This is a genomic window from Virgisporangium aurantiacum, assembly GCF_016863635.1.
Taxonomy (GTDB): domain Bacteria; phylum Actinomycetota; class Actinomycetes; order Mycobacteriales; family Micromonosporaceae; genus Virgisporangium; species Virgisporangium aurantiacum.
This window is the reverse complement of record NZ_BOPG01000078.1, coordinates 104,002-118,864: the sequence shown is the minus strand read 5'-3', so window position 1 is coordinate 118,864 and position 14,863 is coordinate 104,002. Positions and strand designations below refer to the sequence as shown.

General features: G+C 70.3%; 15 protein-coding genes. 9 read left to right on the top strand and 6 right to left on the bottom strand.

The genetic code is table 11. The annotated features are described in order from the left end of the window. Window positions 1–74: 74 nt before the first annotated feature. Window positions 75–1,001 (bottom strand): SDR family oxidoreductase, encoded by a 927-nt coding sequence (locus tag Vau01_RS49985; RefSeq protein WP_204008192.1) that lies wholly within the window; start codon window positions 999–1,001, stop codon window positions 75–77. Window positions 1,002–1,213: 212 nt separating this feature from the next. Between Vau01_RS49985 and Vau01_RS49980 the strand changes: the two genes are divergently transcribed. Continuing rightward, complete coding sequence (locus Vau01_RS49980; protein WP_204008190.1) at window positions 1,214–4,612, top strand: AfsR/SARP family transcriptional regulator; 3,399 nt, start codon at window positions 1,214–1,216, stop codon at window positions 4,610–4,612. On the opposite strand, the gene Vau01_RS49975 is transcribed toward Vau01_RS49980, so the two are convergent. After that, on the bottom strand, window positions 4,533–5,705 hold the full coding sequence (locus tag Vau01_RS49975; RefSeq protein ID WP_204008189.1) for an AI-2E family transporter: 1,173 nt from the start codon (window positions 5,703–5,705) through the stop codon (window positions 4,533–4,535). The two genes, Vau01_RS49980 and Vau01_RS49975, sit on opposite strands and share 80 nt — an antisense overlap. A 116-nt stretch (window positions 5,706–5,821) precedes the next feature. After that, window positions 5,822–6,220, bottom strand: coding sequence for a DUF1622 domain-containing protein (locus Vau01_RS49970; RefSeq protein WP_204008187.1), 399 nt, complete (start codon window positions 6,218–6,220; stop codon window positions 5,822–5,824). Between the two features lie 214 nt (window positions 6,221–6,434). Here Vau01_RS49970 and Vau01_RS49965 point away from each other — a divergent pair, with 214 nt between their 5' ends. Next, on the top strand, window positions 6,435–7,400 hold the full coding sequence (locus tag Vau01_RS49965; RefSeq protein ID WP_204008186.1) for a YhjD/YihY/BrkB family envelope integrity protein: 966 nt from the start codon (window positions 6,435–6,437) through the stop codon (window positions 7,398–7,400). 13 nt (window positions 7,401–7,413) lie between these two features. Here Vau01_RS49965 and Vau01_RS49960 read toward each other — a convergent pair whose 3' ends face one another. Continuing rightward, window positions 7,414–7,746: an STAS domain-containing protein gene (locus Vau01_RS49960; protein ID WP_204008184.1), complete on the bottom strand. Its 333-nt coding sequence runs from the start codon at window positions 7,744–7,746 to the stop codon at window positions 7,414–7,416. Window positions 7,747–7,901: 155 nt separating this feature from the next. Here Vau01_RS49960 and Vau01_RS49955 point away from each other — a divergent pair, with 155 nt between their 5' ends. The 5 genes from Vau01_RS49955 to Vau01_RS49930 all read left to right on the top strand — a co-directional run bounded on the left by Vau01_RS49955 (window position 7,902) and on the right by Vau01_RS49930 (window position 11,858). Continuing rightward, window positions 7,902–8,843 carry a diacylglycerol/lipid kinase family protein gene (locus Vau01_RS49955; protein WP_204008182.1) on the top strand — a complete coding sequence of 314 codons (942 nt, stop codon included), beginning with the start codon at window positions 7,902–7,904 and terminating at the stop codon, window positions 8,841–8,843. 40 nt (window positions 8,844–8,883) lie between these two features. After that, complete coding sequence (locus tag Vau01_RS49950) at window positions 8,884–10,155, top strand: acyl-CoA thioesterase/bile acid-CoA:amino acid N-acyltransferase family protein (RefSeq protein WP_204008180.1); 1,272 nt, start codon at window positions 8,884–8,886, stop codon at window positions 10,153–10,155. 575 nt (window positions 10,156–10,730) lie between these two features. Then, window positions 10,731–11,114, top strand: coding sequence for a hypothetical protein (locus tag Vau01_RS49940; RefSeq protein ID WP_204008179.1), 384 nt, complete (start codon window positions 10,731–10,733; stop codon window positions 11,112–11,114). Further along, window positions 11,090–11,683, top strand: a complete 594-nt coding sequence (locus tag Vau01_RS49935) for a S26 family signal peptidase (RefSeq protein ID WP_204008177.1) — start codon at window positions 11,090–11,092, stop codon at window positions 11,681–11,683. Before Vau01_RS49940 ends, Vau01_RS49935 begins: the two co-directional genes overlap by 25 nt. Beyond that, window positions 11,664–11,858 (top strand): hypothetical protein, encoded by a 195-nt coding sequence (locus Vau01_RS49930; protein ID WP_204008175.1) that lies wholly within the window; start codon window positions 11,664–11,666, stop codon window positions 11,856–11,858. Before Vau01_RS49935 ends, Vau01_RS49930 begins: the two co-directional genes overlap by 20 nt. 69 nt (window positions 11,859–11,927) lie before the next feature. Here Vau01_RS49930 and Vau01_RS49925 read toward each other — a convergent pair whose 3' ends face one another. Further along, complete coding sequence (locus tag Vau01_RS49925) at window positions 11,928–12,626, bottom strand: DUF5710 domain-containing protein (protein ID WP_204008173.1); 699 nt, start codon at window positions 12,624–12,626, stop codon at window positions 11,928–11,930. Between the two features lie 117 nt (window positions 12,627–12,743). Between Vau01_RS49925 and Vau01_RS49920 the strand changes: the two genes are divergently transcribed. Beyond that, window positions 12,744–13,289, top strand: coding sequence for a hypothetical protein (locus tag Vau01_RS49920; RefSeq protein WP_204008171.1), 546 nt, complete (start codon window positions 12,744–12,746; stop codon window positions 13,287–13,289). Window positions 13,290–13,322: 33 nt separating this feature from the next. Continuing rightward, window positions 13,323–14,345: a methyltransferase gene (locus tag Vau01_RS49915; protein ID WP_204008169.1), complete on the top strand. Its 1,023-nt coding sequence runs from the start codon at window positions 13,323–13,325 to the stop codon at window positions 14,343–14,345. A gap of 11 nt (window positions 14,346–14,356) precedes the next feature. On the opposite strand, the gene Vau01_RS49910 is transcribed toward Vau01_RS49915, so the two are convergent. Further along, on the bottom strand, window positions 14,357–14,836 hold the full coding sequence (locus Vau01_RS49910) for a hypothetical protein (protein ID WP_204008167.1): 480 nt from the start codon (window positions 14,834–14,836) through the stop codon (window positions 14,357–14,359). Window positions 14,837–14,863: the final 27 nt, after the last annotated feature.

Sequence of the window (14,863 nt, the reverse complement as noted above, 5' to 3'; positions counted from 1 at the left end):
GAAGTGCGAGGGACCTGGCGTCACCCCCGAAGGACTGATCGGCTTTGCACCGCTGACGCCGTGAGATCGCGGTGTCAGCCCGCGTTCCAGCTGTCCGGCCGGCGGCCGTCGAGGTCTGTGAACCCGTACTCCCGGGCGAGGTCGGCAGACGTCACCGACTGCTGGTTCCACCGTGCCCGGTGCGGATCGGCAGCCAACGCGGCGACCGCCCGCCCGACGTAGCGAGGCGATTCGGAGGCCTCGAACGGTGGCGGTGCGGTCGGCAAACCGTCACGCCGATCGGGCTCCAGCGCCTGACGCCAGGTGCTCTCGGTGACACCAAAGTTGTCGAGCATCATTTCCGACCGTAGCCACCCCGGCGTGAGCGCGACCGCGGTTGCTCCGTACCGCGCCAGTTCATGTCCCTGCGAGAACGCCAGCCGATTCACCGCGACCTTGACGAGGTCGTAGAACACCGAGATCCGGTAGTTCGACGCGTTGTGGTCCGTGGTGCCGTCGGTCATCTCCACCAGTAGCCCGCCGGGCTCGCCGATCATCAGTGGTAGCAGGTGGTGAGAGGTGATCAGGTGGGTGTCGATTCCCAACCGGAGGATGCGCAGCCCCCGGTCGAGGTCGTGCTCCCAGATCGGCGTGTTCCACTCCGCCGGGCCACCCTTGAGCCACTCCGCGCCCCAGATGTCGTTCACCAGAACGTCGATCCTGCCGTGCTCGGCCCGGATCCTGTCCGCCAGGCGCTGAACCTGACCGTGGTCGAGGTGGTCCACCTGGATGGCGATCCCCGTACCGCCGAGGTCGCTCACCAACTCGGCCGTCTCCTCGATGGTCTCCGGACGGTCGTAGTCCGACGTTTCGTTGCCGGCGCGGCTGCTGCGGCCGGTGCAGATGACGGTGGCACCGGCCTCGCCCAACGCGGCGGCGATGCCGCGTCCGGCACCACGGCTCGCTCCGTCGACGACGGCGACCCGACCGCGCAACGATTCCCGGTCGGGGAACCACTCCATGTCACGACCTCCGCGCAGTGCGCCCTCGTCCCCGTGGTCACGTCCCGGTCAAGGATAGGAAGCGCTGCCTCTCACGACAGCGTCACCCGTGCCTTCCCGGGTCCGCGGGTGACAGGTTTGTGAAAGGCCAGACCTTCTATCCTCGCGTCGGCGCCGACGACGGGAGTCCGCAGGCGACTTGCGCGTTCCGTGGCGAGCCGGAAGTGGGCAGCATGACGAACGGTGTGGAGCTGAACGTACTCGGACCGTGGGAGGTTCGCGTCGATCAGCGGCCCGTGACGATTCCGTCCGGACGGCTACAGGCCCTCCTCGCCGCCCTTGTTCTGTCCGAGGGTCAGCCGGTGCCCGTTCGAACCCTGGCCGACCAGCTGTGGTCGGACGAGCCACCGCAGCGGGCCGGTGCGACGGTGCACACCTACGTCACCCGACTGCGCAAGCTGCTCGGCACCGGGGTGATCCGCACGGTCTCGGGCGGCTACCTGTTCTGCGTCGCGGCCGAGTGCGTCGATCTCTACCGGTTCCGTCAACTGGTGCGCGCGACCGCGGCCGCCGGCCCGAGCGAGCGGGAGCTGGAACTGTTGCAGCGGGCACTGTTGCTGTGGCGGGGCCGCCCGTTCGGTGATGCGGAGTCGAACTGGCTCGACCGGGAGGTGGTCCCCCGGCTGACGGAAGAGTGGTTCGCCGCCACCGAACGGCGCATCGACATCGAGGTCGCCATCGGCCCACCCGCCGGGGTGATCGCCGAGCTGTTCGAGCTGACCAACCGGTATCCGACCCGCGAGTCCCTGTGGGTCAGGCTGATCTCGGCACTGCACCGCTCGGGCCGGCGCGGCGAGGCGCTGGAGGCGTACCGGCAGGTCCGGGAGATCCTGAGCAGCGAGCTGGGACTGGATCCGAGTGAACAGTTGAGCCACCTGCAGCAGGCCGTTCTCCGGGACGAGCCCGTGCGGCCCGTGCCGGGCCACGACGCCCCGCCGACGGTGGGTCAGGACGTGGCCACGGTGGCACCGGCGCAACTGCCGGCCGACGTCACCGACTTCGCCGGCCGGGCCGACGAGCTGGCCACGTTGTGCGCGATCAAGCCGGCCGCCGACGGCGTCACCGTCACCGTGGTGACCGGAACCGCCGGGGTGGGGAAGACCACGCTCGCGGTGCGGTGGGCGCACCGGGTGGCGGGGGAGTTCCCGGACGGGCAGCTGTTCGTCAACCTCCGCGGCTACGCCCCCGACCGTCCGGTGCGCCCGGTCGAGGCACTGGCGTGGTTCCTCGGCGCGCTCGGGGTTCCCCCGGACCGGGTGCCGCCGGACGTCGACGCGGCCGCGGCGCTGTACCGGTCGATGACGTCGCGTCGGCGGATGCTCGTCGTGCTCGACAACGCCGGCGACGCCGAACAGGTCCGTCCGCTGCTGCCCACCGGCGCCGGCTCGCTCGTGGTGGTGACGAGCCGCCGGCTGCTCACCGGTCTCGTGGTGACGCACTCCGCCCACCACCTGGCGGTGGCACCGCTGACCGCCGACGACGCCGTGCGCCTCGTCACCCGGATCCTGGGAACCGGGCGGGCGGAGCCGCACGCGGTGCGCGCGCTCGCCCAGCAGTGCTCCTACCTGCCGCTGGCGCTGCGGATCGCCGCCGCGAACCTCCGCGTCGACCGGCACCTGGACCTCGGCGGGTACCTCGGCCAGCTACGCGACGGCGGGCAGCTCGCCACGCTGACGGTCGACGGCGACCCGTCGGCGTCGGTGCGCGCCGCCCTGGACTGGTCGTACCTCCGGCTGTCTCCCCACCTGCGGCACGTGTTCCGCCACCTCGGACTGGTCCCCGGCCCGGACGTCACCGCCGAGGCCGTCGCGGCGCTCATCGACACGTCCGCGGAGGAGGCGGGACGGTGGCTGCGAACACTCGCGGACGTCAACCTCGTCGAGGCCACCCCGCATCGGCGCTACACGTTCCACGATCTGTTGAAGGCATACGCCGCCGAGCGGGTACGGACGGAGGACGCGGAGGCCGACCGCGTCGCCGCGGTGCGTCGACTGCTGGGATGGTACCTGCACCACACGGTCGCCGCGGTCGAGCTGCTGTACCCGCTGATGCTGCGGTTGCCCGCCCCGCCGCCGGGCCAGGACACGCCGTCTCCGGCACCGGCCAGTTGTAGCGAGGCGTTGGCCTGGTTGACGGTCGAGCGGAGCAACCTCGTCGAAGCCGTCTCCCAGGCCGCGACCGACGGCCACCATGAGTACGCCTGGCGGCTCGCTGACGCCCTTCGGGGTTACTTCGACGGCACCGGTCACCGGGTCGACTGGCTGACCGTCGCCGAGGCCGCGATGACGGCCGCCACCGCCGGTGGCGATCCCGTCGCGCGTGCGGCGGCGGCCGCCAACCTGGCCCACGTCCACCAGTTCTGCGGCGACGGCCGCGCGGCCCTCGATCACGTGACCGCGTCGCTGCGACTCTCGCGGGAAGGCGGTTGGGCCGAGGGGGAAGCGCGGGCGCTCAACCACCTCGGCGCGCTCCACGTCGTGGCGGGACGGCCGCAACGGGCAATCGAGGCGTTCGTCGACGCGCTGGCGTCCGACCGGCGTGCGGGCTACGACCACGGTGTAGCCACCCGTTTGGTCAACCTCGGCGTGACGTCGATGTCCCTGGGCCGCCTGGACGTCGCGGAACCGTACCTCCGCGAAGCGCTCGACATTCACCGCCGCACCGGCTGCTCGCAGGCGTGGGTGCTGGGCAACCTCGCGGTCCTCCAGCAGATGGTCGGAGCGCTGGAAGCGGCCTTCCAGGACGCGACGCTGGCCCGCGCGGAGGACGACGAGGACGCCGATCAGCGCACGGACGTGTTCAACCTCGCGGTGCTGTCCGCCATCGAGCGTGACCGCGGACGGCTCGCCGAAGCCGAACGGTACGCCGACCTGGCGGAGACCGTCGCGCGGCGGGTAGGAGCGCCCGTGCTGGTCATGACCGCGGCGAACAACCGCGGCGCCGTCGACCTGCACCAGGCCCGGTACGAGAAGGCGGCCGAACGGTACCGGGAGGCCCAGCGGACAGCCGACGACGGTGGAAACGGTGAGGGAAGCACCGTGGCTCAGATCGGCCTGGCCCAGGCGTTGTGCGGCCTCGGCCAGCACGCCGAGGCGACCACCCACGCCGATGCGGCCCGAACGACGGCCGAGACGAGCGGCTACCGGATCCAGGAGGCCGGGGTACACGTCGCCATGGCGGAGATCGCCCTGGGCCGGCACCGGCGCACCGGCGAGCCCACGCTGCTCCAGGGAGCGCTCGGCCATGCCGAGTGGGCGTTGACGCTGTACCGCGACATCGGGTACCGGATCAACGAAGCCCGCACGCTGATCCTGCTGGGCGACATCGGCGACACCACCGGAACACCCGCCGCGGGGGAGCGTCACCGGCGTGCGGCATTCGACCTCGCCACGACGCTCGGCGTCCCGCGGGCCGCCTTCCCCTGCCGCCCGCGACACACGATGGCACCGGGTGGCGATCAGCAGACCGACGACAGCACGGCGGCTGGAACCGTCATTGGAGGAGGCGTTGCACGGTCGGTTCGGCACGGTCGGCCACCCGCTCGACGAGGCCCCTCGATCGGAAGCGGGTGATGGCGGTGCGGGCGATCACGTAGGCGGGGACGGCCAGGATGAGTCCGACGATGCCACCGACGAGGCCGCCCAGCGCGGTGACGACGAGCACCACCAACGGGTGGATATCGAGGCTGCGGCCCATCACCTTGGGCTCCACGAAGTTCTCCAGCACGAGGTTGGAGGCGAGCACCACCACGAGCATGACGGCGGCCCTGCTGAGCCCGCCGTCGCCGAGGGCGACGATGACGGCCAGCCCGCCACCGAGGAAGGCGCCGATGTAGGGGATGTAACCGCCGACGAAGTTGACCACCATGATGGTGAACACGAGCGGGAGGCCGAGTAGGAGCGCGGCGATGCCGATGACCACCGACACGATGGCGGACATGACCGTGCGGCCCTTCCCGTAGTCGCGCAGGAGCCGGATCGAATCGCCGATGAAGCCGTCGACATCGTCACGCAGCGACGGTTCGAACTGTGCGATCAGCGAGTGCCGGAGCCGGTTGCCGTCCTTGAGCAGGTAGTACATGACCAGCGAGCCGAGGATCACGCCGCTGGCAAAGCCGATCAGGGTGCCGATGCCGGAGACCAGATGGGTGAGGACACCGCCGGTGATCATCGGGGCCGCCGTCCCGGTGGCCGCCCTCGCGTCGTCCAGTGCGGCCGCATCGACACCCAGCGCGTCGAGCTGTTCGGCCGCCGTGTCCAGTGCCGCGCCGGTCAGCGCGCCGATCTGATCCGCCTGCTCGATGACACCGCGGACGGTGGCGACGACCACGCCGGTCAGCAGGGCGAGCAGACCGAGGACGATCAGGCCGGCGGCGAGGGTGGGCTTGAACCGGTGGCGTTGGAGCACGCCGGCCGCCGGTTTGAAGATCACGGCCAGGACGGCGGCCAACGTCAACGGGAGCACGATCTCGCTCACCGCGGCCAACGCGGCGACCACGATGATCGCCGCCGCCACGACCCCGACGAAGCTCCAGGCCCACACCGCGAGCCGGGGCACCCGGGTGGGGCCCACCGGGGCGCCACCCGGCGGGGTGTCGCTGCCGGGTGTCGGGACGGATCGGTCACGGCTGTCGGGCTCGCCGGCGAGATCGGAATTTTCGATCACGGCCCATCGTCCTCCTGTGACTCGGCGAGCGTCCCTGGATGGTCCTCTGGACCGCCCGTCGCCGTCCTCAACCGCCAGGAATGAAACCGACCGGCGCTGCGGACCGCGTCGCTCGGTCAGTCCGCTGGACCACTGGTTGACGCGGTCTCCGCAGCCCCAGCCGGCCCCGTGTCCGCCGAGTTGCGGCGCCACGGCAGGGTGCCGTCCAGTTCGATCTCGAGGGAGAAGCTGAGGAAGGTTCGGACCAGGACGATGAGGCCGAGCGTGAGTGCGTTGTTGAGAGTGGGATCGACCGTGATCGTCTGCACGATGTCAGCGATGATCAAGACCTCCAGGCCCAGCAGGATCGCTCGGCCGACGTCCTGGCGGGCGTGCGTGTAGGCGGCCCGCCCGTCGCCATGGCGGAGCTTGGCTGCGGCCGACATGAGCGCCGCCAGTGAACCGAAGATCAGGATTGCCACACCGGCGGCCTCGAACCCGGTGACGACCAACTCCATCGTCTCGTGAAACGTCATCCGACCTCGCCCGACCTCGCCCGGAGCAACGCCGCGTCACGGCGGTGTTCGCTCAACGGTTGCCGGTAACAGGCGTGCAGACGTCACCCACATGGGATGACTCCAGCCGGCGATCCTCGCGCGTAGGGTGCGAAGGCCGGCGTCCTTGGGAAGCATGATGAGCTCGCTCCACCGGCATTGCCGAGGTGATCGGCGGGTGTCAGGAGGTGCCGACGTGACGGTCGAACACGACCCCCCGGCGGTCCCGCACGATCCGGATCCGCGGCCGACGGCCGACGTCGCGCCGGCACCGGAGCGACGGTTCTCGGGTCTTCGTGAACGGTTGACCCGGATCGGAGGTGCCCGGGGCGCCAGTTCCATATCGCGGGTACGGTCGTCGTTGCCCGTGCGTTGCCTGCGCCGCTTCGGCGCCATCAACGGCCGGGACCGTGCGCTCGTCATGGGCGGCCAGGCATTCACCGCCATCATTCCGCTGCTGATCGTGCTATCCGCGGCCGTCGCCGGGCAGGGTCCCACCGCGATCGCCGACCGGGTGGCGAACCGGTTCCACGTCAGTGGCCCCTCGGCACAGGCCATCCGGACGCTGTTCGAGCGGCCACCCGGTGCCACCGGCACGCTGACCGTCGCCGGCCTGGTGGTCCTGGTGTTCTCCGTCCTGAGCCTGACCCGCTCCCTTCAGCGCACGTACGAAGCGGCGTGGCAACTACCGGCCATGGGCGTGCGCGGCACGCTCAACGCGGTCACCGCGATCGGGCTGTTGATCAGCTCGCTGTTGGTGCTGTCACTGCTGGTCGGCTTGTTGCGTCAGGCCCCGGCGGGATCGGTGCTCGGCTTCGTGCTGCGCGTCGTCGTGAACACGGCGGTCTGGCTGCTGCTGCAGCGCCTGCTGCTCTCGCGGCGGATCCCGATCCGGCGACTGCTCCCCGGCTCGTTCGTGATCGCCGCCGGCAGCGCGGTTCTGACGCTGTACTCCGCGTTGTGGATGCCTCGACTGATCGAGAACAACTCCGAACGGTACGGCATCATCGGCATCACGTTCGCCATGCTGACGTGGCTGATCCTGATCGGGTTCCTCATGGTGGCCGCGGCGGTGCTGAGCGCCGAACTGGGCGGCGCCCGCACAGTCGAACGCGGCGTGCCGCAGCCCGACGATCCCGACGCCGAGGCTGTGCGGGGCTGAGCCCGTCAGCGGCTCACGTCGGCCGTACCACATCGGTGAGGGCGGGACGGATGGCGAACACCTGGTCCAGACCGGTCACCTGAAATGTCTTCAAGATCGCCGGATTGCTACATACGATCCGCAAGCGGTCAGCGTTCGGACCCAGTTCGTTGCGGGCGCCCACGAGAGCGCCGAGGATCGTCGAGTCGACGAAGGTCGCGGTGGTCAGGTCTACCACCAGGCGTTCGGGATCGGTCGAAGCCGCCTCCCTGAGGCAGGCCCGGAGCTGATCCACGATTTCCAGATCGAGTTCGCCAGACGCGGTAACGACACTCGCGTCACCGATGCGCCGCGTCGAGATACTCATGTCGCTCCTGACTCACCGGTCAAGCGTCGAATCGCCAATGGGGCGGGACGACCATATCGGTCAACCGCCGATCAATCCAGCAGTCCACGCCCGTGCCGTCCGGACGCTCGTCAGGGCCGTGTTTGGCCGAGGGCGTCAATGGATAACGAGACGGCGTGAAGCTCGCGGTCGTGGCCCATAGCGGCAAGTCTGCCGGTGGCGGTGGCCCGCATCAGTTGCGGGAACTGCTGGCCGGGCACGGGTGCCGCGATCCGCTCTGGTTCGAGGTCGACAGGGGTCGAAAGGCGGGCAAGAAGGCCCGCCGCGCCATCAGGGAAGGCGCGGAACTGCTGGTGGTGTGGGGCGGTGACGGCACCGTGCAGCGCTGCCTGGACGCCGCCGCCGGCACCGGTGTCGAGGTGGCGATCATCCCGGCGGGAACCGCGAACCTGTTGGCGACCAACCTGTCCATCCCGTCGGACCCGGCCGAAGCCGTCCGGGTCGCGATGTCCGGCCGGGGGTTCCAGCTTGATCTCGGCCGGATCAAAGGCGAGCATTTCGCCGTCATGGCCGGCGCCGGGTTGGACGCGGAGATGATCGACGATGCCGGACGCACGATGAAAGGACGTCTGGAGAAGGCGGCCTACGTCCTGACCGCGCTGCGGCACGTCCGGGATCCAGCGGTTCCACTCCGGGTGAAGGTCGACGGGAAGCGGTGGTTCTCCGGTCGGGCCGGCTGCGTGCTGTTCGGCAACGTCAGTCGGATCACCGGTGGCGTGCGTGCGTTCCCCGACGCGGTGCCCGACGACGGTTGGCTGGAGGTCGGGGTCACGACCGCCGAAGGGCTGGGGCAATGGGCGCGCACGGCCGGCCGGTTGGTCACCGGGCACGCCGACCGGTCACCGCTGGTTCACATGACCCGGGCCAGGCGTCGGGTGAAGGTCCGTTTCGAGTCGCCGATCCGGTACGAACTCGACGGGGGAGATCGCAAGCGGGTCTCCCGGCTGACCGTCACGGTGGTGCCGGGCGCCGTCACGGTCCGCGTCCCGGTTGCCGTCGGAACCGATGCGAACCTCCCGGAGGAGGCATTGCAGGCTCCGCAACCTCGTTCGAAATAACCGACACGGCGCGGTCGGGTATCCGTTTTACGGTCGGAGCATGCGATTCGAAATTTCACCGACGGATCCGAACCTCGACACCGCGCTGCGGATCCGGGTGGTGGGCCTGCCGCCGGGCGAGCGGGTCACCGTTCGGGCCGCGCAGCGCGACCTGCGGGGCGCCCGATGGCGGTCGACCACCGCGTTCACCGCCGACCGGGACGGGACCGTCGACCTGGCCCGGGACGCGCCCGTCGAGGGCTCGTACGACGGTGTCGACCCGATGGGTCTGATCTGGTCGATGCGTCCCCTCGACGCACTGAGTTTCGACGGGCCCGTCGACGTGCGGCACCCCACGGAGCTCGACCTCACCGCGTCGGCACCCGGTGTGCCGGACGCCACGGCGACCGTGCGGCGCCGCCGGATCCCGGCCGGCCTCGTGCGCACAGAGGTGCGCGAGCACGGCCTGGTCGGGGTGATGTACCACCCGGCCGGCCGGTCCGGGCTCGGCGCGGTGCTCATGCTCGCCGGCGCCGAAGCAGGCATCCACGAGGACGACGCGGCACTGCTCGCCGCGCACGGATACGCCGTGCTGGCACTCGCCCTGGCCGGGGTGCCCGGCCGGCCACCAACCCTGCAGGACATCCCGCTCGAGTACGCCCACCGGGCGATCGACCACCTCCGGTCGCTGCCGTTCGTGGACCCGGGCCGGCTGGTGGTGACCGGTGGATCCAAGGGCGGCGAGGCGGCGCTGCTGATCGGGGCGACCAACCCGGCGGTCACCGGCGTCGTCAGCATCGTCGGGAGCGGCGTGCTGATCGCGGGCATCAGCCAGGACGTGATGACCGGCTCGTTCCTGGAGATCATGCGGACGCCCGTCGCGAACTGGACGGTGGGCGGCAGGCCGCTGCCGTACGTGCCGACCGTCGTCACGGCGCAACTGGAGAAGCTCGTGGCCGAGGGCGCGCCGGTGCCGCTGCGGCTGGCGTTCGAACCGGGTCTGTCGTCGAGCGTGGTGGCCGAGGCGACGATTCCGGTCGAGCGGATCAACGGACCGGTGCTGCTGCTGTCGGGGGAGTGCGACGCCAGCAGCGGACCCGCGTTCCACCAGTTCGCCGCGGACCGGCTGGCCGCACACGGGCGCCCGCACGAGCACGTGGTCTATCCGGGTGCGGGACACCAGATCGCCGCGCCGCCGTACGCGCCGACGACCGTGTCGGTACTGCCGATCGCGGGTGTGACGTTCGACTACGGCGGCGAGCCGGCCGCCACAGCGAAGGCCCGGGCGGACGTGTGGCGCCGGACGCTGGAGTTCTTGTCGGCGAGTGGTTGACGTCAACCTCTGACGCACTGGCCGACGCCGGGCGCTGGCCGATCATCAATCCTCCCAGGGAGCAACTCGCGCTGGGACGCGGCTCGGCCCTGCGCGCTGCGGCGCGACGCGACAACGCGGAGCAGGTCGACCCCGATCCGGGTGAGCGTATGCCGCACCGTGTTGCGGTGACGGTGGGTCGTGATGAGCCCGGCCTCCCGGAGCACAGTGGCGTGTTCCGAGGCGGAGGCGGCGGAGATGCCGACGCGCCGCGCGAGTTCCGACGTGGTTGGCCGCGTCCGCGCGGCGAAAAGCACCGCGGCCCGCGTGCGACCGACCAGTCGAGCCAGTGCCGGTGAGTTGGTTCGCCGCGCGTCGTGGTCCGGAATGTGCACCGTCTTCGCCTCCCCCGATGGCTTGCCATGTGCGTGCCCGAGTGGACCAGGCACCCGCTTCAGATCGGCTTCATGTCGGTTGCGGGCCACGACATTCGGCGTCGCCCGAAAGTCGTGGCGCCGCTCCGTTCCGCCTGGCAGCGTCGGACGGGCGTTCCGGGACGCACGCATCGATTCGACCACGTGAAAGGACGGAATCACATGAGCGGTTCCACCCCGGCCGGCCCGCTACGCCGGCGCCTCACACCGGTGACACTGGTCGCCCTGTTCTTCGCGGTGCTCGTGTCGCTCGGCCTGGCTTCGCCCGCGGCTGCCTCGACCCCCGTGGCCGCGAGCGGCACGGTCGTCTCGACCACGACGACCGCACCGGCTTCCCTCGCCGTGACGGACGGCACCGCGGCGGATGTCGAAGCGGCAGCATACAGCTGCAAGATCCGCGACTACTGCGGTCCGTTCGGCAGCGAGTCTTCGTGCGAGAACGCCCGTCGCAACCTCATCAACCGGGGCTACTACGCCCCCGAGCCCTGCTTCTACTGGGGCGGCGGCGGTGTGCCGAACGGATGGTACTTCTTCTGGTTCCACTGATCGGCCGGCTCGGTGGGCGCCGCCACGTGGGCGACGCCCGCCGGTGCAGCCGACACCTTTCCGGCTACACCACCGTGGCCGCTCTCGTCGGTGTCGCGGCCGCCGTCGTCTACGTACGGCGACGGTTGATCGTCGTCACGGTGGAGGGCCGCAGCATGGAACCGACCCTGCGCGACGGTGACCGCGTGCTCGTCCGGCGCTGCGACAGCCGCCGCCTGCGGCGCGGCGACGTGGTGGTCCTCGGTCCGCCCGACGCCGTCGTACACAACGGAAAGAGCTACTGGACGCCCATCCGCGGCCGCCAGGTGAAGCGGGTGGCCGCTCTGCCCGGTCAGCCGGTGCCCGCCGGCATCAGATCACCGTCGCCCGTGGTGCCACCGGACTCGGTGGTGGTTCTCAGCGACAACCGCGCCGTCGGGATCGATTCCCGGCGTTGGGGGCCGTACCCCGTCGACGGCGTGGTAGGCGTGGTCATCCGCAGACTGACCGGGTGGATCAAAACAACGGATCAACGGCACCGAATGACAGGAGGGAACGATGATCGCAACGATGGCCCGGAGGGCCAGTGACCGGCTCCTGACCCTCGTCGTCCCGCGGCTCGACGAACCGGCCCGCGCCGTGGACTGCCAGACCGAACAGCGGTGCTTCGGCAACAACCTGCGCCGTCGCACGTGCTGTCTGCACTCCAACGGCTCGGTCACGTGCACGGCTTGGGGTGGCGGCTGCAACAACTGCTGCGATTGACCACCCGAACCGCGATGCGGAGGTAGCGGCAGCACCGCCCGGGCAACCGGGCGGTGCTGCCGGCGTCCGTCACGTCCGGCCCAAGGTCTCGGTGGCGACGGTGTCCCGGCCGGCCGCGTCGGGCGGTGGTGTCACCGTGACGCCGGCGTCGGTGAGGATGCTCAGGTCGAGCGTCCATCGGATTCGCGACAACTGGAACCACACCTCGAACGCGACCTCGACGTGCTCGCGGGCCTCGGACTCCGTCATACCGGTGACCGCCATCAGGTGCGCGTACGCCTCCTTCTCGCGTCCCCGCACCTGGGCCAGCCCGAAGTGCGTGACCATGTGGCAGCGCCCGCACAGACAGATGAGCCGGCCGAGGCGCTGAACCCGCGTGGCGTCGTTGTACGTCCACCGCTCGTGGGCCTCGAGCCACATTTTCGCGCCCGGATCCTCGGCGGCGCCGCACACCTCGCACCGGTGCCCGGCGCGCCGGGTGATCATCCGCCGAAGCCGTTCCCAGTCCCGCTGGTCGACGCACGACCGGACGTTGGTGAACCAGCAGCTACGCGGTACCAGATCGACGAACAGGCCGGCGCCGAGCGACCGCTGCTCGCCGGGCAGCAGGTCGGGGATTTCGGCTTGCGCCGCCCATCGGTCGAGGGCCTGGATCCCCGCCCTCGGCGCGTACCAACGCTTCGCGGCGCCGTCCCACCGCGCGCCGGCCCGCTTCGCCGCGTCCTTCTCCGCGAACGGCACGTCGAGCCAGATCCGTTCAGTCGCCATCGCCTGGCAACGGTACGCGACCCGGCGATGCGGCCGCGGTCCAGGGAGTCGCGCGCCCGCACCCGGCCCGATCACGACAGTTGACTACGTCGACGCCCGACCGCAACGATGTTGGCCATGGGTCGCGGCATCCCGTCCTCCGAGGTCGAGGTCCAGCTGATGCACCATGACGGCAGAGACCGGGACATGTACCGAGTCGAGTCGGTGGTGCTGGAAAGGCCGCCGAGCACCCTGTACTCGGGGTCGGTCACCCTTGCGTGTCCCTGGTGCGGGGACGAGGTCGAGTATCAGGTCCTGAGCGTTGCCGCGGCGCGGCTGCAGTGGACGCTGTGGCGGGTACTTACCATCGCGGGGCTGGTAGCAATGCTCTGGGGGACCGTGCGCCTCATTCAGACCGGCGGGTCCAGCGGTGGCGGCGCGGGTGCGCTGGGCGCCGGCATCTTCACGGTGTTCATCTTCGGGTACCTGTGGTCGGTCGACTACGGCGTCAACGGACCGGGGGCGTGGTGGACCAGCCGCCCGCACTCCCTGCGGTTGCAGCCGCCCGAGACCCAGGACGAGATCGGCACCCTGACCTGTGAGCGGTGCGGGCACAGCGAGCCGCTCGGCAACGGTGGCTACGCAGGCGCCGAGGCGCGCATGGCCGGCCACGCCTGTCGTTGAGCCTCCATGAGCGAAGGTGGGATGGGTCCAGGGATGACGAGCACGGATCCGGACGCGGCACCGTTGCGGCTGGCGCGGTTGGTGGACGGATATCTGACCACCCAGCTGTTGTATGTTGCGGCGCGGCTCGGTGTCGCCGACGTTCTGGCGTCAGGTCCCAGGACCGCCGAGGACGTGGCGCGTGCCGTGGGCGTCGACCCCGGCCCGCTCGCGCGGGTGCTGCGCGGTCTCGCGGCCGAAGACGTGCTGACCGAGGACGATCAGGGCCGGTTCGCGTTGACCGAGCTCGGCAGCCTGCTGCGGGACGGTCCGGGTTCGCTGCGTGGCCCCGCGATCGTGCGCGGCGAACTGTATTTCCGCGCCGCTGCCGGTCTCCTGGACTGCGTGCTGCACGGTGGTACGGCGTTCGACCACGCATACGGCACCCGGTTCTTCACCTACCTCGACGAGCACCCCGACACCGCGGCGGCGTTCCAGGACTCGATGGCCTGGCGGGCCGAACGCGAAGCCGACCATGTCGTCGCCGCGTACGACTTCGCGGTGGTGCGACGACTGGTCGACGTCGGCGGCGGGCGTGGAGTCCTGCTGGCAGCGGTCCTGCGTGCCGTGCCGCACGTGTCGGCGGTCCTGCTCGACCGGGCGGTGGTCGTCGATCAGGCCAGGCAGCGGCTGTCGGCGGCCGGACTGGCCGGCCGCTGCGAGTTCATCGCCGGCGACTTCTTCACATCGGTGCCCGCCGGGGCGGACACGTATCTGCTGAGCCGGGTCATTCACGACTGGGACGACGCCGACGCCGTGCGCATCCTGGCCGCCTGCCGCCGCGCCGTGACCAGTGACGGCCGACTGCTGCTCGTCGACGCCGTCCTGCCGCGACGGGCACGCGAGCAACCGGCCGCCATTCGGATGGATCTGCACATGCTCATGCTGCTCGGAGCCAGGGAACGCACCGGCGCGGAATTCGCGGCGCTGCTTTCCCAAGCCGGCTGGCAACTGCGGCAGATCACCGCCACAAACACCGCCGACGGCCTCAGCGTGATCGAGGCCGTACCAGCCTGACGCGTGAACACTTACGCTGGCTGATCGCGGTCGATCTGCAGGTTCCAGTGCTTGTGAAAGACGTTGTAAACCTGGGTGGCGATAGCCTGGAGTTCCCATCCGGGTAGCTTGACGACGACGAGTTGGACACTCATGGTCGGTCCTTCGAGGCTAAGGGTGATCTTGGGAAACCCGAGGCGCCAGGCAGGGTCGCGGATCTGGCCCTCCTGTTCTTCGGGACTGAGCCTCACCAGCTCGCGAAACCAGGCCGGGTCAAGGAGCTGGTCCAGCTCTGACATCGCCGGCCCCGCTACCCGTCTGCGCAGATCGGTCACGTACTCCGGCGAGCATCTCCGTCCACTCTGCGAGTCGCCCAAGAGCAAGGTCAGTCCAAGCTCGGTCGTCTCCGGCGAGATCGTGCCGACCTGAGCCGCGGCCGGAGTGCTGTGAGGTTCTCCGGAATCGGTGGCCTTCTTTCCCTTTCGCCTGCCGAACAAATTTCCCAGCGCCATGTGGGTGGCCTTCCTAGCCAACCGGGC

Coding starts and splice junctions, on each gene's coding strand:
- Vau01_RS49985 (WP_204008192.1), bottom strand. CDS start 1,001: ATGGAGTGGTTCCCCGACCGGGAATCGTTGCGCGGTCGGGTCGCCGTC.
- Vau01_RS49960 (WP_204008184.1), bottom strand. CDS start 7,746: ATGAGTATCTCGACGCGGCGCATCGGTGACGCGAGTGTCGTTACCGCG.
- Vau01_RS49915 (WP_204008169.1), top strand. CDS start 13,323: ATGACGAGCACGGATCCGGACGCGGCACCGTTGCGGCTGGCGCGGTTG.
- Vau01_RS49970 (WP_204008187.1), bottom strand. CDS start 6,220: ATGACGTTTCACGAGACGATGGAGTTGGTCGTCACCGGGTTCGAGGCC.
- Vau01_RS49925 (WP_204008173.1), bottom strand. CDS start 12,626: ATGGCGACTGAACGGATCTGGCTCGACGTGCCGTTCGCGGAGAAGGAC.
- Vau01_RS49940 (WP_204008179.1), top strand. CDS start 10,731: ATGAGCGGTTCCACCCCGGCCGGCCCGCTACGCCGGCGCCTCACACCG.
- Vau01_RS49930 (WP_204008175.1), top strand. CDS start 11,664: ATGGCCCGGAGGGCCAGTGACCGGCTCCTGACCCTCGTCGTCCCGCGG.
- Vau01_RS49910 (WP_204008167.1), bottom strand. CDS start 14,836: ATGGCGCTGGGAAATTTGTTCGGCAGGCGAAAGGGAAAGAAGGCCACC.
- Vau01_RS49980 (WP_204008190.1), top strand. CDS start 1,214: ATGACGAACGGTGTGGAGCTGAACGTACTCGGACCGTGGGAGGTTCGC.
- Vau01_RS49950 (WP_204008180.1), top strand. CDS start 8,884: ATGCGATTCGAAATTTCACCGACGGATCCGAACCTCGACACCGCGCTG.
- Vau01_RS49920 (WP_204008171.1), top strand. CDS start 12,744: ATGGGTCGCGGCATCCCGTCCTCCGAGGTCGAGGTCCAGCTGATGCAC.
- Vau01_RS49935 (WP_204008177.1), top strand. CDS start 11,090: ATGGTACTTCTTCTGGTTCCACTGATCGGCCGGCTCGGTGGGCGCCGC.